Here is a 15,804-nt window from a genome sequence, read left to right as displayed (position 1 = left end):
GATCCCATGTAGACGACATGGTAGATAGGCCAGGTGTGGAAGAGCCGTGAGGTTTGGAGCTGACTGGTACTAATCGATCGAGGGCTTTACTTAAGCAGCGTAACCAACTTGAAGGAGCAATGCGACGCACAAGTTGCGTGGAGTCGCTTACGTCGAAACGTAAGATTTCACGATGTGAAATCCACAGGCTTCGACGCAATCCTCCGGACGTGTACTTTGAGTATGGGACGTAACATACAATACAATTAAGCAGAATGTGCAACAAATATATATACTTCTATGTGGTTTTCAGAGTACAAATTCTGACAGATTCAGTGGCGATAGCTATGAGGATCCACCTGTTCCCATCTCGAACACAGTAGTTAAGCTCATAAACGCCGAAAGTACTTGGCTGGAGACGGCCCGGGAGGATAGGAAGTCGCTGATTGAAGTAAAGGCACACCTGAGGGTGTGTCTTTTTTTGTGTGTACGACTTCCTATCCTCCCGGGGTATCCGGTAGTAAGCAGGGCAGTAAAAGCAGGGCAGTAGAAGATGAAGGAGCGAAGCGACGACAGATTCACTGCATCGCTTAGTTCGGAGCGTAAGAGTTTCCATGTAGCGAAGCTACATAGGGAACTCCACAGCGACGAACACCCGGTATAGCTAAGGGTGAAACCGTACATAAGGATTCGCTGATCATATTGGTAAGTCGACATAGGTAATTCTAAACAGTTAGGCCTACAGTATGTACAAATTTTGGTACTTCATTTAATAATTCATATATATGAATTATGCTTTTGAATGATATACAAATAATTTAATATTTAGTAATATACTATATTTTTTCGGATTCTTTACATTTATCTTATGTCCCAAAAAATACCCGTATATTTTTTGTAAAATATGGAACTTTCACTATCTTTTCACGAAGTGTATATATACTAGCAATAGTTGATTGAGGTCAACTAAGGAATGGAGGTCTACTGCTAATAACTTTTACCTGTCCCTTTTACAAATAATACAAACAACACAAAACAATACAACACATAAAACAACACTTAATACACAACAATACTCTCCCTGTGTATAAACAAAACAATACATATACAAAACTCTCTAATTATATATACCATCTCCCGTATATATAAAGGTAAAAGTTAGGTAGACATAAGAGCCCTTTTTAGGGCTCTTTTCCTTCCGGGACACGGTGATTTTACTATTTAGAATGCGCGTATTTCTTGACAGTGTCCCTGTTTTTTGTTATGATAATCAAGTATCAAGCATCGCTTGGTGGAGATAGGGGTATAGCTCAATTGGTAGAGTAGCGGTCTCCAAAACCGTTGGTTGTGGGTTCAAGTCCTACTGCCCCTGCCAAATTTATTTTCAGCCTTTTGGCTGTGAAGTACTCTAAATGTTAAATAAATGCTTGCTTTAAAGTAGACATTATGTTAATATGAGTGAGTACTCAATTTATGACTCAGTAGCTCAGCTGGATAGAGCGTTTGACTACGAATCAAAAGGCCAGGGGTTCGAATCCCTTCTGGGTCACCAAATTAACCCGCACGGTTGTGCGGTTTTTTCTTTTTGTCCTATAACCCCCAATTTTTAAACACAATTAAGAGACTGTCCTCAAAATGCAGTAGAATCGCATTTCGAGGACAGTCTCTTTTATCGTTGTTATGGCATATTTTCTATTACTGTATCGTATCTAGTTATTTATTAATATAACGTAGTACTATTTTTACAATGTAGTATTGTTACTATATATTATCTAAGTTTGTTTACATTAATTATTATACAGAAGATGTTTATTAGCGATGATGAGCTTTTGTTACCTGATGGTGTAAGTATCATACTATTTTGCGTGAGGTTGATCCGATTCAGCCACTACGTTAACGACGATTTCTTGATCCGAAGAAATCTGATTCATAATGATGGAAATTGGCTGGTCGATGGCTTCTGCTATACTTTTGATTTGTCGCATCGCAACAGGATGGGGTGTCCTTCCATCGGCTTGAAATAGTTCTTCCAATTGATTGATTTCTGTTTGACTTAGATTTGATCTGGTTGCGAACTCCTCAACCGTCATATTATGTTGTTCGCGATAGGTTTTGATGATTTCACCGATATACATGATGGGCCTCCACTTGAATTATATTAATACATTTTTAATTTTATGTGAAAGCCGGATAAAACTCAAGCTAGATTGTAATGATACTTCATATTATTGATAAATAACGGTTTTATATTATATGATGAATATATAATGATACGTATATATGGAAATGAAAAGAGGTTTGCTATGAAGACGAATAGAAAACAACTTTTAATTGTTTATATATGTTTAGCGCTGGGGGCTTGGAGCGCTGGCGGAGGCATCAGTTTCAGTCAATCGAATGACGATGTGAGTCGAACTAATCGGGATATAACGAAAGTACAGCATGGAAATGAGACCACTGTTAATACGACTAATCAAGGCAGTCCTGTTATTGCATCGTATTACAAGGCCGAAAAAGATAAAAAGAAAAAGAAGTCATCTGCTGATGAAGCGAAGCTTTCAGAAAAACAAAAAGCAACCAAAGAATTGAATGAGCATTCTTGGGTGGAAGAAGCGGGAAAACATCCGACACCGTATGAGGTTGTGGAAGGAAAAGCGGTCAGTGAAGATGAATTAGCTCATTGGTGGAAGGTTTTTAACGATCCCGTATTGGATCAGTTAATTGATTTAACTCTTAAAAATAACCGGCAATTAGAAGTGGCGCGCTCTCGAGTTAGACAGGGACGGTTGCAGTTGGGAATTGCTGAAGCGCAACGATTACCTTGGCTGGATGCTTCCGGTTCATGGTCTGCTAACAGGGGGCAGGGCGAATGGGATTCGGACCGAGAAGAAATAAAGAGTTTACCTTTACCGGATAAGACGACGAGAACTGTAGAAACCGGCAAACTGGGCGTGGATGCCCGATGGGAAATTGATATATTCGGAAGACAAAAAGCCAATTCACGTGCTGCATCGAATTCGTTGCAGGCTTCACAGGCGGATTTATATTCCACATGGGTATCATTGAGTGCGGAAATCGCATTACAGTATATGTCGTTAAGAACCTTGCAGGAGCAACTACGCATTACGGAAGATGATGTGAAGCGCCAACAGGAAGCGTTGGAACTGCTCAAGGTAAATTATCAGTCAGGCGTTATAAATGAATTACCGGTACAACAGGCTACATATGCATTGTCTCAGACTCAGGCGGAGATTCCTTCATTAAAGAAAAATATAGCATCCACAATGTCGGCCATCTCTATATTGACAGGAACGGTTCCGGGCGAAGTCGATGGGTTATTGATGGATAATGCTTCGTTACCGACGGTGGATCCGCATATGTTTATCGGCATACCGGCGGAAGCTTTGCGGCAACGGCCGGATATACAGGCGGCTGAACGACGTATTGCGGCACAACAGCAGAAAACGAAGTCCGCAAAGGCTGATCTTAAGCCTAGATTTTCACTGAATGGCAGTATAGGATTGGAGTCGTTTGCATCGGGTGGACTCGTTTCAGTCATCGGGAAAATGATCGGAATAGGACCGTCAATAACGATGCCTATTTTCCATGCCGGAGCTATCCGGAAAAATATAAAAGTACAAACGGAAAAGGAACAGGAATATTTAGCTGATTATGAAGAAACTGTTTTGAAAGCTGTCGGGGAGGTTCGAAATGCGGTGACGGATGCATCTCAGGATTACATTAAGTCCGAGGAATTAAAATCTGCCGTAGAATCTTCAAAACAAGCGGAGTCGCTGGCACAAACCAATTTCGACTCCGGTCTTAGCGATTATTTGAGTGTTCTTGATGCGAGACGAAATGTATTATCCGCAAGGCGGCAATATATCATGAGTCGGGGACAGGAATTTGCCGATACCATCCGTTTATTCAAGTCTCTGGGCGGTGGCTGGGAAGCTATGGACATCGATCAGGCGGCAGAGGCGGATTCGCATGCTAAGAAATAGTGTCAGAGAAGGGGAATGACTATGAAAGAGAAACTTGATGCTGTTAAACGATGGATGGCGAATAATAGAAAAAAATGTATAAGTATAATGATTGCTCTTCTAATTATTCTGGGCGGTGCAGGTTATTATGCTTATTATCAATATGAAGCGTATAAGGCCGCACATCACATTGTGTTGCAAGGCAATGTGAATCTGCGTGAAGTGAATGTTGCATTCCGGGGCAGCGATCGGATTTCCAACCTGTTAGTGGATGAAGGGGCGGTCGTAACCAAGGGGCAGATACTGGGCTATTTGCATTCTGATGAATTGAGTCTTGCTGTACAGCAGGCTAAGGATACCATTGCAGCACAGGAAGCGGTAGTGGCTAAGCTACAGGCAGGCAGCAGACCTGAAGAAATCGCCCAGGCATCGGCACGAGTTACATCTGCAGAGGCTTCGCTGGCTCAATCGAAGCAGGAGTCCGATAAGTTGCAAAAATCTTATAATGCTTCAAATGGTAAGGCCGTCAGTCGACAGTCCGTAGATGATATACAGGCGAAGGTGAAAGTGGCAGAAGCTAAATTGAATGAGGCTCAGCAAGCTTATAATTTAGCCGTTGCAGGACCGAGACAGGAAGATATAGCACAGGCACAGGCACAATTGGATGCGATGAAAAGTGAACTGGCCCGTCAGGAGTTCTTGTTGAACCAAACCGTATTAACGGCTCCTATAGACGGTGTTATAACGGCCCGATTGTTACAGGTCGGTGATATGGCTTCACCGAATACACCTGTATTTAAGTTGGCTGAGAATACTAAGAAATGGGTTCGTGTATATGTGAACGAACGGGATTTAGGGAAAATTTATAACGGTATGGATGCGAATGTGACGACGGATACCGATAAGAATGAACCGATTCACGGCACAATCGGATATATTTCTTCCGTAGCGGAATTTACACCTAAATCGGTAGAAACGGAGGATGTGCGTACTACACTTGTGTATGAAGTGCGGGTCTATGTGGATGACCCTGATAATCGCCTTCGTTTAGGAATGCCTGCCACTGTTTCCGTTGATATATAGAGGTGTGCGGTGAATGATGTATATGCAATCGAAGCGTCACAATTATATAAAGAATTTCCCATTGTCGGAGCTGATCCTATAATAGCATTGGACCATCTGGATTTTAAAATTCGGAAAGGATGTTTAACGGCATTAGTGGGACCGGATGGTGCGGGGAAGACAACGCTTATCCGGTTGATAGCCGGTTTATTGGATTCCACGTCGGGCTCTTTAGATGTTCTCGGAATGGATGTGAAAGCATATTCTCAGGAAGTTCAAGATAGACTCAGTTATATGCCTCAGAAATTCGGCCTTTATGAGGAATTATCGGTCAGTGAAAACATGAATCTGTATGCGGATTTACACGGTATCCCTCCGGGGGTGAGAACGGAACGGTTCGAAAAATTACTGCATATGACGGGGCTATCAAAATTTACGAAGCGTCCCGCCGGTAAATTATCGGGCGGTATGAAGCAAAAGCTCAGCTTGGCCTGCACACTGGTGCGATCTCCGGAGCTGTTGCTGCTTGATGAGCCTACCGTAGGGGTCGACCCGTTTTCAAGACGTGAGCTATGGGAGATTTTAGAGTCGCTGGTACGTACAGATGGAATCAGCGTACTTGTCAGTACAGCGTATATGGACGAGGCGGAGCGTTGTAAAGATGTTTTCGTCCTCAATAAGGGGCGATTTTTGGCAACGGGGACGCCGCATGAATTAATTAAAATGTCTGAGGGGCGATGCTTTCAGGTAAAGATTCCTAAACCATTGAGCATGAGAAATGTGCAGGCCGCATTGATGGATGATACACAATGCGTGATAGATGCCGTTCCGGAGGCCGGTGCCGTGCGGTACATAAAAACGAAAGAAGTACCTTCGATTTCTTGGCTTAGCGAGTACGGTATGGAGGAACAGCCTGTTCAGAGCCGCTTGGAAGATACCTTTATGATGCTGTTAAAAGAGGATGAATTTACCTCCGGGCACGGGGCTGAGCTTTCAGGGCGTTTAAATATGGACATAGATGAAAGTGCAATAGAAAAAGAACGAAATCGTTTATTGACCCCAAATGAAATGGCCGAGCCGCATGTAGAGATTTCCGTATCTCATTTGGTGAGAAAGTTCGGTGATTTTACGGCGGTTGCCAATACCTCGTTTACGGTGCAGCGCGGAGAAGTATTCGGATTGCTCGGACCAAACGGTGCCGGCAAGACGACGACATTTCGTATGCTTTGTGGATTGTTGCCTGTAACGAGCGGCGATTTGCATGTGGCCGGTGTTGATGTCGTTAAATCCCGTACAGCGGCGCGAAGCAATTTCGGATATGTAGCGCAAAAATTTTCTTTGTACGGTAATCTGTCCGTTATGGAAAACTTGAAATTTTTTGCCGGTGTGTACGGCCTTCACGGACAGAAGAAGCTTGATCGGATAGAAGCTGTTATTAAGGAGTTCCGTCTGAACGACGTGAGAGGTATGATGGCCGGTGATCTGCCAGGCGGTTATAAACAACGCTTGTCCATGGCGGCTGCGTTAATGCATGAGCCTAAAATTCTCTTTTTGGATGAGCCCACAAGTGGTATTGATCCTCTTACGCGGCGTAATTTCTGGCGACAGATTACCTCTTTATCAAAACGGGGAACAACGATTATTATTACGACTCATTTTATGGATGAATCGGAATATTGTGACCGTATTATGATTCAGGATGCGGGTAAGCTCGTTGTATTGGGCACACCGGATGAGGTCAGACGGACTGCCGGAGATGAGACCTGTACTATGGATGAAGCGTTTATCTCCGTCATATTGAAAAAGCGGGAACAGGAGGGGAACGCATGAACGGCTTTATAAAACGGTTTTCCTCATTGGTACATAAGGAAACCTTACAGGTATTGCGCGACCCCAGCACTATTTTGCTGGGGGTCGTACTACCCATACTCCTTATTATCCTCATCGGTTCAGGGGTAACGTTGGATGTTAAGCATGTACCGATAGCGGTGGTTATGGAACGTCAGGATGCAATGTCCGAGAGTGTGTACGATTCATTAAACGGGTCTGAGTACTTTCAACCCATAGCGGTTCGCGATAGAAATACGGCGGAACTGTTGATGGAAAAACGAAAGGTGGATGCCATACTGGTGATTCCACAGGATTTTTCGTCTCAAGTTATGCGCGGACAAGGAAAGGTACAGGGGATTTACTACGGTGTCGACACTTCGGTAGCGATGAGTGTGCAAAGTTATGTTACCTCAGCCATCAATTTGTGGGCGGCTAAGAATATTCCGTTTATGATGCGTGGCGGATATATAACGATGAACTATCGCATGTGGTTTAATGAGGAAAATACGAGTACATGGTTTTTGATTCCCGGGCTCATAATGATTATCATGACGATTGTATCCGTATTTCTTACGGCTGTCGTCATGGCCAGAGAGTGGGAACGGGGGACTTTCGAGGCTTTATTCGTTACACCGGTTAAGCCTATTGAAATTATTTTGGCTAAGGTAGTGCCTTATTATGTATTGGCCATGTTGGGGCTGCTGTTTTGCCTCGGTGTATCGTATTTTTTTTATGACGTGCCGATGCGTGGTTCCTTATGGATCATCTGCATCGTGTCCACATTGTATTTAATTGTTTCTTTAAATATGGGGCTGCTTATATCCGCACTTACGAAAAAGCAGTTTTTAGCGTGTCAAATGGCATCACTTACGAGCTTTCTACCGGCTTTGATGTTGACAGGTTTTTTGTTTGATCCTCATTCTCAGCCTGTGGCGATTCAATATATTTCGCGAATGTTACCGCCTACGTACTATTTGGAACTGTTGAAATCGTTGTTTCTGGGTGGAAATAACTGGTATTTAATTATTAAGAACAGCGCCGTTTTATCTGGGTTTGCTGTTTGTTTTACATTTTTGACGATTCATATTACGAGGAAGAAGGTGGAATGATGAATTGGCGCCTATACTGGAATCAGATTGTCGCTATCATATGGAAAGAGCTGATAGCCACCTTCAAAGATCCGAAAACTCGTATAATCTTACTGGTACCGGTTATTATTCAAGGATTCCTCTTCGGTTATGCCGCGACATATAACCTCAACAAGGTTCCCTATGTACTGGTTGATGAAAGTCATACACAAACGTCGGCTGCTCTGGAGTCAACCATCAATTCATCGGGTATCTTTAGCTTGTATAAAGTTGCGGACTCCCCCGATGTAATCGCCCCGCTTATCGATTCTAACGAGGTGATTATGGCGGTTATCATACCTCAGGATTTTGAAGAAAAATTAAAACATCAACAGCCTTCATCAATTACGGTTATTGCAAACGGAACAAATTCTATGACATCAGGTGTTGCCGCTTCGTATATGGGACAAATTATTTCTCAATTCAATCAGACCTCGTTAGGTGTTGGACATAAGGGTATCACGATTGAATCTCGTACGTGGTATAATGAAAATCAGCAGTCTTCATGGACCTTTTTAGCCGGTCTCGTCGTCTTGGTCAGCATGACACAAGTCATCATGCTGGGCGGCCTATCGGTGGCGCGAGAACGAGAGCAGGGAACCTTTGACCAGCTGTTGGTAACGCCTGTATCCTCCCTGCAGATTTTGATTGCAAAGTCCATACCTCCAATGTTTATAGGGCTGTTTCAAAGTAGTGTATTGCTATTACTGGCTATGTTCTGGTTTCAAGTTCCGTTCCGAGGAAATATTTTTCTCGTCTATGCCGTATTATTTACATTTATATGCAGCAGCATCGGGTTGGGATTATCTATTTCGGCCATTGCTAAAAATATGCAGCAGGTCCTCGTATATGTTTTAGTTTTTTTATTGCCCTTGGCGTTATTATCCGGATTGGCTACGCCGATTCATAATATGCCGAAATTATTGCAATATATTACATATGTAAATCCTATGCGCTTTTCTACCGAAGCGATACGGCGGGTTTATTTGGAAGGGGCAGGATTCGTTGATATATGGTTCAATTTTATTCCTATGATTATCCTGACTGTTATAACCATGTCCATAGCGGGCTGGCTGTTTAGAAACCGCGTGGGATAAGCATATTTTCTGGATGGTTGAACTGTTCATTTCTGTTATAACAATACGGCAGACCTACATAGCATTTTTTTATTAATAAATATGCTACTGCCGTATTGACTTAATGAATGGGGACTGTTAGAATAAAAGCATACAAAAGAACATATTTGGGAATAGGTGCTGAAAAGCATAATAGAGAAGCCGGTTAAAGGCCGGCACGGTCCCGCCACTGTATGGTTGAGCGAATCCGATTAAGTCACTGGGAAACTGGGAAGGCCGGATGAGCGTTGATGCCGAGTCAGGAGAACTGCCTATTCAACATTCACCATTTGACCTACGAGCGATAGGGAGGAGAAGTTTGAATCTCCTTTTTGCGTACCCGTAAAAAGGATTTTTTAGTCTGTTAATCAAAGTCGAAAGTTTTTGCTTTTGTCGTTCAGTCGTGGTGATTTATGAATTTCGGTATTATCACCACGGCATTTTTGTTTGTGGCTGTTAATATATTTTATGGTAAATGTAGGGCATGCATTTATTCATCATCATCCTAAAAAAGAGGCTGTCCCGGGATTTTGTAGTTTACAGATTCCGGGACAGTCTCTTTTTCTATGGGTCCGGTAGATTATATTTTTATCGGGTACAGTTTTGATAATGTATATTTTTGCTACTGTATATTTTCACGATGAGTATCATAGGTTTTTATAGCATGGATTTGTTTTAACGATTCTGAAAAATTATAAAAAAGTAATTGACGGTGCTGTATATACGTGATATTATAATTTCAGTCGGTACGCGGGAGTGGCGGAATTGGCAGACGCACCAGACTTAGGATCTGGCGCCTTACGGCGTGGGGGTTCAAGTCCCTTCTCCCGCACCAACTTTATTATTGCACCTTGGAGGTGCTATTTTTTTTGCCGAAAATTTGAGTCTCAATCGTCTTGGGACATGGGTAAATCTATGATATGTTATAATTAATGAGTCAAAAGATTTAAATTAATACAATATGGTGCAGTATGGATAATACATTTACAGAACTGCTTTCACAGAACCCATCCTTTGCGGATGGGCTAAACGCATTTCAAAATAAAGGAAAATCAGTTATATATGGGCTCAGCGGGTCTCAAAAGAGTTTCTTGTTGAGCAGAGCTTTCACAGACGGGCCCGCAAAGCCGTTTGTCATAGTGGTTCATGATAAGGAACATAAGGAGATGTGGGAACGGGATTTAGCCTTTTTCTGGCCGAATGTTCCGGTGCTATCATTTCCTGTAACGGATCATGTTGATTTTACCACCGTTGCACGCAGTCTGGAGGACCAGGGGGCGCAGATGCGTGCCTTGAGCCTGTTAGCGTGGCAGGAACCGGTGGTGGTGCTGGCCAATGCGGAGGAGGTCACCCAATATGTGGTGTCACCTCAGTATCTGAAAGGCCAATCCCTTCACTTCGGTTTGAGTGACGTGATTGATCGCAATACCGTACTCGAGCAGTTAGTGACAATTGGATATGAACGAGTGGACCAGGTGGAACAGCGTGGTCATTTTGCCGTGCGCGGCGATATATTGGATATTTATCCCGTAAATAGTGATGACCCTATTCGTATTGAGTTCTTCGGTGATGAAATCGATACATTGCGTTTTTTCTCCGTTGAAAGTCAGCGCTCCGTCGAGCAGATTGAGTCCTATACGGTGACGCCTTTCTTCTTAGGTAATGATGATGCTGAAAGTACGCTTTTATCCTATGTAAAAGAGGGGACTCTTATTTACGATGAGCCGGGACGGATTCAAGAGGCATTGAAAAAGTTCCTCAAGGAGGATCCGACTCATCGGAAAATGCACTGTGACTGGAGCTCCTTGCAGAGAACCGTAGATGCGCGGACACAGATTGCTTTCACATTTATGCAGCAACGTTCCATCGGCCTTGGCGGGTTTACCTCAATCGGTATTCAAGGCAAGACGATGAGCAGTTTTGAGCGGCAGATTCCGTTGTTAACGGATGAGATAGAGCAGTGGCATCGCCGACATCATCAAGTGGTGCTAGTACTTAATAATCAGCAGCGCAGAGAGGGCATTGAGCGGGCTTTAGAGCAGGAAAATATTCCTTTTATTCATAGTGATACATGGATTTCTAAGCCCGATACTGTCGTTATTTTACAGGGGCTTTTAACAGACGGTTTTGAGTTGCCGAACAGTCACATTGTGGTCGTTGTAGAGGGCAATATTTACGGACAGCAGAAGCGCAAGTTGCGAAACAAGCCGAAGAAAGGGCAGGAAATCAATTATTTTACGGATCTGACTGTCGGTGATTATGTAGTTCACAGTGTTCACGGTATCGGTAAGTACATCGGACTTAAGACGATTGAAACCGAAGGCATTCATCGTGATTATATTGAAATCGCCTATGCCGGTACGGATAAATTGTTCTTGCCGGCCGATCATCTGGACCAGTTGCAAAAATACATCGGCAATGAAGGTGATGTGCCTCGTATCCATAAGATGGGCGGCGGTGACTGGAATAAGGTCGTTACGAAGGCGAAAAAGTCCATCGATGACTTGGCGGAGAAATTGGTGGAATTATATGCTCAGAGGGAGATAACCGAGGGATTTGCGTTTCTCCCTGACCAACCGTGGCAGCAAGAATTTGAAGATGCCTTTCCTTATGAAGAAACGGCGGATCAATTGCAGGCGACGGCGGAAATCAAGGAATCGATGGAACGCCCGGTGCCTATGGACCGACTGCTGGCGGGTGATGTAGGCTTTGGTAAAACCGAGGTGGCTATGCGAGCCATCTTTAAAGCCGTTATGAGCGGTAAACAGGTGGCCGTGCTCGTGCCCACTACCGTATTGGCTCAACAACATTATCAGACCTTTGTGGACCGATTCTCTTCGTTCGGTGTTAAGGTGGATGTATTGAATCGCTTCCGCAGTACAGCAGAGAAAAAGCAGATTCTCAAGGGCGTTGAGGAAGGCTCTATAGATGTGTTGATCGGTACGCATTCATTGCTCAATAAAAAGGTAAGGTTTAAAGATTTAGGCATGCTCGTCGTCGATGAGGAGCAGCGATTCGGTGTGGCACAGAAGGAAAAATGGAAAGAATGGGCGCATAATATTGATGTACTCACCTTGAGTGCCACTCCGATTCCTAGAACATTACACATGTCACTTGTAGGGGTGAGGGAAATGTCCGTCATCAATACGCCGCCGGAAGAGCGTCTACCGGTTCAGACCTATGTGGTTGAATACGATATGAATCTCATCGCCGATGCGATCAAGCGGGAGTTAGCCCGAGGGGGACAGGTGTACTTCGTATATAATCGCGTTGCTTCTATTGAACATATGGGTGAACTTCTTGCTGATGCATTGCCGGGTCTACGGTATGCTATTGCTCATGGTCAGATGACGGGGCGTCAAATCGAAGAGATTATGACCGATTTTTATGAAGGTCACTATGATGTGCTCGTATCGACGAGTATCATTGAAACGGGGCTGGATATTCCGAATGCAAATACGATTATTATTTATGATGCGGACCGATTGGGGTTATCTCAGCTATATCAGATGCGCGGTCGTGTAGGGCGCTCGCGCCGCAGGGCTTATGCGTATTTCATGTATCGTCCGGATAAGATGTTGTCCGAGGCGGCGGAGAAGCGCTTGAAAGCCATCGAGGAATTTACGGAACTCGGAGCAGGCTTTAAGCTGGCCATGCGCGATCTTGAAATCCGTGGAGCCGGTAATTTGTTGGGTTCTCAACAGCACGGCAACATCGCATCCGTCGGCTTCGGCATGTATGTAACGATGCTGGAAGAGGCCATTGCAAAGGCTCAAAATAAAGAGGTGGAACGGGAGACTACTGTTGATTCCGCCATCGATTTAGAGGTGGATGCCTTTATCGACGATGCCTATATCAAGGACAGTGCTCGGAAAATCTCCGTATATCAACGATTATTGCGCATTAAGTCTAAACAAGACCTGGATGATATGACGGATGAACTCATTGATCGTTTTGGTACGCCGACGGATCCGGTGGACCGTTTGTTGCGCATCGCTCAAATCAAGGAGCAGGCTCGATTATTGGGCATTAAGAGCATGGTACGCCGCGCGGAACAGCTCATTATTCATTGGTACGATGATTCGAAAATGGCCGATTGGGATATGGGCGCTGTTCGTGAAGATTTATGGAAGAAAATGAAATTCGTGGATACAAAACCGACCACATTGTATGTGAGCCTCAACGGTATGAAGGGTTCTATTTTAACGATTACAGAAGCGGTGATGAAGGCCTTGAGTCAGAAATCATCGACAAAGGAGAGCCTATGAATCGATTTCTAAAAGGTGCCATGATTTTAACCTTGGCCGGTATTATCGTCAAGATTATCGGCGCTTTCAGTAAGGTCCTGATCGCCCGTATTCTGGGCGGTGAGGGGATAGGTCTTTATATGATGGCTTATCCGATTTATCAGATTATCGTCAGCATATCCGCTTCGGGGATTCCCGTGGCCATATCGATTATGATTGCCGAAAAGCTTGCCAACGATGATATGCGCGGCGTTCAGAAGGTTTTTTCCGTATCCTTGCGGACGCTTACCGTGCTGGGGGTCGTATTTAGTCTCGCCTTGTATAGCAGCGCTCAGTGGCTGGTTGATTATCATATTATAACCGACGCTCGGGCGTTGACCGCCATTCAACTTCTGTCGCCGGCTATTTTGGTGGTGACCATATTGAGTTGCTTCAGAGGCTATTTTCAGGGCTTTCAGTACATGGTCCCTACCGGTACGAGCCAGGTCTTTGAACAGATATTTCGCGTGTCCTCCATGGTGGGGCTGGCGTATTACTTTATAGATCGCGGCTTGCATCTTGCGGCAGGCGGTGCTACGTTTGCTACGTTTCCCGGAGTATTGGCTGGATTATTGGTGCTGATTTACTTTTACTATCGCCAACGTCACGTGCGTCAACAAATGTTGATGCATCAACATTCGCAGGTCTCTGTTGAAAGTACGACGACTGTCGTAAAGCGTTTATTCAGTCTTGCGATTCCCGTATCGATGGCTAATATCATGTTGCCGATGGTATCCCTTATCGATACCTTTATCGTTCCGAAACGGTTGATGGATATAGGATACTATCTGCATGAAGCGACCACACAATTCGGTTATTTAACCGGAATGGCTACGTCCTTAATCGGATTGCCTATTATTCTGACCACATCTTTGGCGGCAAGCCTTGTGCCGGCCGTTTCCGAGGCGCATGCGCAAAAGGATGTGCATCGCATCGTACAGCGTTCCGGTTCGGCCATCAAAATCGCGAATATGTTCACCATACCGGCCTGTGTGGGCCTCTGTGTATTGGCGACGCCTATATCGCAGCTTATTTATGCGACGCCTAATGCAGGTCCTGTCATTGCGGTCATCAGCCTGAGTATCGTATTTCTGGGATGGCAACAGGTGACGGCGGGGATTCTGCAAGGGCTCGGTAGAACTATGATTCCGATGATTGCTATTTTTATCGGGCTTGTAGCAAAAACCGTACTGGATTATAAATTGACGGGAACCGTCGAGCTCGGTATTAACGGCGCCGCATGGGCTACAAATTTCAACTTTGCCATTGCAGCTCTTATCAACTATACCTTTGTAAAACGATATGTAGGTGCTGTTTTAAATAAAATGGAACTTCTAAAAATCATCGTATCCGCCATGGCTATGGGCGGTGCGACTCAGGTGGTTTATGTAAGCACGGTGGATCTGTTGGGTAATGGCGGGGCCGTGGCGGTAGCTATACTGGTGGCTATTTTCATTTACTGTTTATCCTTATGGCTTACCAAGGCGATCGTGAAGGACGATATCTATTATTTCCCGATCATCGGTAAACGCTTACAGGCTCGCCGAAATAGAGAGGAGGCGAAACTATATGAACAACAATATTGATCAGTCCGGCTTGATTCATGATGAATCTACAGAAAAGGTATCGATTAAACCGCTTGTTGATGTAGTGAAAGCATTGCGCGCTCCCGATGGTTGTCCCTGGGACAGAAAGCAGACTCATGAGTCATTGCGGCGCTACTTCATCGAGGAGACCTATGAGGTAGTGGATGCCATTGATAATAAGGATATGCCCAATTTGCGGGAAGAATTAGGTGATGTATTATTACAGGTCGTTTTTCACAGTCAGCTGGCGGAAGACGCCGGACATTTTACGCTGCAAGATGTCATTGATGATGTGACCGCCAAGATGATTCGCCGTCATCCGCATATTTTCAACCCCGGAAATGATGAAAAATCATACAGTTGGGATGAATTAAAGGCGCAAGAAAAGAAAAATATACAAAAATCTGTATTAGACGGCGTTTCTAAAAGTTTACCCGCTTTAGTGGCCGCCCAGAAACTACAGGAAAAGGCAGGAAAGCTAGGTTTTGACTGGGATGAGCTCGGTCCTGTCTGGGCGAAAGTAGACGAGGAAATGGCTGAATTTAAGGAAGCCGTAGGCGAAAAAGATAGCGAAAATATGGAAAAAGAGGCGGGCGATGTGCTTTTTTCCTTGATTAATTTATTTAGATGGTATAAAATAAGCGGTGAAAATGCACTGAATCGCACAAACACTAAGTTCCGACAGCGTTTTTCACATGTAGAGGCTTGTGTTAACCAAAGCGATCGCTCATGGGAAGACTTTTCATTAGCTGAGCTGGATGCTTTTTGGGAGGAGGCTAAGGTGCAGGAAAAGTAACCTAGAGGTATTTTAACATCTCGGGTATTGTATTTTTAAG

The 15,804-nt window shown here is 44.2% G+C and carries 9 protein-coding genes, 3 tRNA genes, 2 rRNA genes and 1 riboswitch; of the genes, 13 read left to right on the top strand and 1 reads right to left on the bottom strand.

The genetic code is table 11. From position 1 onward, the window contains the following. From VEHSUH05_RS09255 to VEHSUH05_RS09240, 4 genes are all read left to right on the top strand, one after another. A 23S ribosomal RNA gene (locus VEHSUH05_RS09255) occupies positions 1-93 on the top strand; the annotation flags it as partial. 217 nt (positions 94-310) lie between these two features. Continuing rightward, positions 311-427, top strand: a 5S ribosomal RNA gene (gene rrf, locus VEHSUH05_RS09250). An 851-nt stretch (positions 428-1,278) separates the two neighbouring features. Beyond that, positions 1,279-1,354: transfer RNA gene (locus VEHSUH05_RS09245), tRNA-Trp, on the top strand. Positions 1,355-1,454: 100 nt separating this feature from the next. Next, positions 1,455-1,531, top strand: a tRNA-Arg gene (locus VEHSUH05_RS09240). Positions 1,532-1,835: 304 nt separating this feature from the next. Here VEHSUH05_RS09240 and VEHSUH05_RS09235 read toward each other — a convergent pair. After that, positions 1,836-2,114, bottom strand: a complete 279-nt coding sequence (locus VEHSUH05_RS09235) for a helix-turn-helix domain-containing protein (RefSeq protein ID WP_038115989.1) — start codon at positions 2,112-2,114, stop codon at positions 1,836-1,838. A 168-nt stretch (positions 2,115-2,282) separates the two neighbouring features. Between VEHSUH05_RS09235 and VEHSUH05_RS09230 the strand changes: the two genes are divergently transcribed. From VEHSUH05_RS09230 to mazG, 9 genes are all read left to right on the top strand, one after another. After that, complete coding sequence (locus VEHSUH05_RS09230; RefSeq protein ID WP_105091388.1) at positions 2,283-3,983, top strand: efflux transporter outer membrane subunit; 1,701 nt, start codon at positions 2,283-2,285, stop codon at positions 3,981-3,983. Between the two features lie 21 nt (positions 3,984-4,004). Next, the gene (locus tag VEHSUH05_RS09225; protein ID WP_105091387.1) at positions 4,005-5,045 is read left to right on the top strand and encodes an HlyD family secretion protein; all 1,041 of its coding nucleotides are present in this window, start codon (positions 4,005-4,007) and stop codon (positions 5,043-5,045) included. 9 nt (positions 5,046-5,054) lie between these two features. Then, positions 5,055-6,854 (top strand): ATP-binding cassette domain-containing protein, encoded by a 1,800-nt coding sequence (locus tag VEHSUH05_RS09220; protein WP_105091386.1) that lies wholly within the window; start codon positions 5,055-5,057, stop codon positions 6,852-6,854. After that, positions 6,851-7,963, top strand: coding sequence for an ABC transporter permease (locus tag VEHSUH05_RS09215; RefSeq protein WP_038115978.1), 1,113 nt, complete (start codon positions 6,851-6,853; stop codon positions 7,961-7,963). The genes VEHSUH05_RS09220 and VEHSUH05_RS09215 overlap by 4 nt, the downstream gene beginning before the upstream one ends. Further along, positions 7,960-9,078, top strand: coding sequence for an ABC transporter permease (locus tag VEHSUH05_RS09210; RefSeq protein WP_232203177.1), 1,119 nt, complete (start codon positions 7,960-7,962; stop codon positions 9,076-9,078). The genes VEHSUH05_RS09215 and VEHSUH05_RS09210 overlap by 4 nt, the downstream gene beginning before the upstream one ends. A 137-nt stretch (positions 9,079-9,215) precedes the next feature. Beyond that, a riboswitch (cobalamin riboswitch) is annotated at positions 9,216-9,386 on the top strand. Positions 9,387-9,846: 460 nt separating this feature from the next. Continuing rightward, positions 9,847-9,931, top strand: a tRNA-Leu gene (locus VEHSUH05_RS09205). A gap of 136 nt (positions 9,932-10,067) precedes the next feature. Further along, positions 10,068-13,364 (top strand): transcription-repair coupling factor, encoded by a 3,297-nt coding sequence (gene mfd / locus VEHSUH05_RS09200; RefSeq protein WP_105091385.1) that lies wholly within the window; start codon positions 10,068-10,070, stop codon positions 13,362-13,364. After that, positions 13,361-14,968 carry a putative polysaccharide biosynthesis protein gene (locus VEHSUH05_RS09195; RefSeq protein ID WP_038115974.1) on the top strand — a complete coding sequence of 536 codons (1,608 nt, stop codon included), beginning with the start codon at positions 13,361-13,363 and terminating at the stop codon, positions 14,966-14,968. The genes mfd and VEHSUH05_RS09195 overlap by 4 nt, the downstream gene beginning before the upstream one ends. After that, on the top strand, positions 14,952-15,764 hold the full coding sequence (gene mazG, locus VEHSUH05_RS09190; RefSeq protein ID WP_054674548.1) for a nucleoside triphosphate pyrophosphohydrolase: 813 nt from the start codon (positions 14,952-14,954) through the stop codon (positions 15,762-15,764). The genes VEHSUH05_RS09195 and mazG overlap by 17 nt, the downstream gene beginning before the upstream one ends. Positions 15,765-15,804 lie beyond the last annotated feature (40 nt).

The sequence above is a fragment of the Veillonella denticariosi JCM 15641 genome, assembly GCF_002959855.1.
GTDB lineage: Bacteria > Bacillota > Negativicutes > Veillonellales > Veillonellaceae > Veillonella > Veillonella denticariosi.
The sequence above is the reverse complement of the archived record's forward strand: the minus strand, read 5'-3'. Positions and strand labels throughout refer to the sequence as shown.

Excerpts from the sequence above, each read along its gene's own strand:
- VEHSUH05_RS09215 (WP_038115978.1), top strand. The coding sequence starts at position 6,851 with ATGAACGGCTTTATAAAACGGTTTTCCTCATTGGTACATAAGGAAACC.
- VEHSUH05_RS09225 (WP_105091387.1), top strand. The coding sequence starts at position 4,005 with ATGAAAGAGAAACTTGATGCTGTTAAACGATGGATGGCGAATAATAGA.
- mazG (WP_054674548.1), top strand. The coding sequence starts at position 14,952 with ATGAACAACAATATTGATCAGTCCGGCTTGATTCATGATGAATCTACA.
- VEHSUH05_RS09210 (WP_232203177.1), top strand. The coding sequence starts at position 7,960 with ATGATGAATTGGCGCCTATACTGGAATCAGATTGTCGCTATCATATGG.
- VEHSUH05_RS09230 (WP_105091388.1), top strand. The coding sequence starts at position 2,283 with ATGAAGACGAATAGAAAACAACTTTTAATTGTTTATATATGTTTAGCG.
- mfd (WP_105091385.1), top strand. The coding sequence starts at position 10,068 with ATGGATAATACATTTACAGAACTGCTTTCACAGAACCCATCCTTTGCG.
- VEHSUH05_RS09195 (WP_038115974.1), top strand. The coding sequence starts at position 13,361 with ATGAATCGATTTCTAAAAGGTGCCATGATTTTAACCTTGGCCGGTATT.
- VEHSUH05_RS09235 (WP_038115989.1), bottom strand. The coding sequence starts at position 2,114 with ATGTATATCGGTGAAATCATCAAAACCTATCGCGAACAACATAATATG.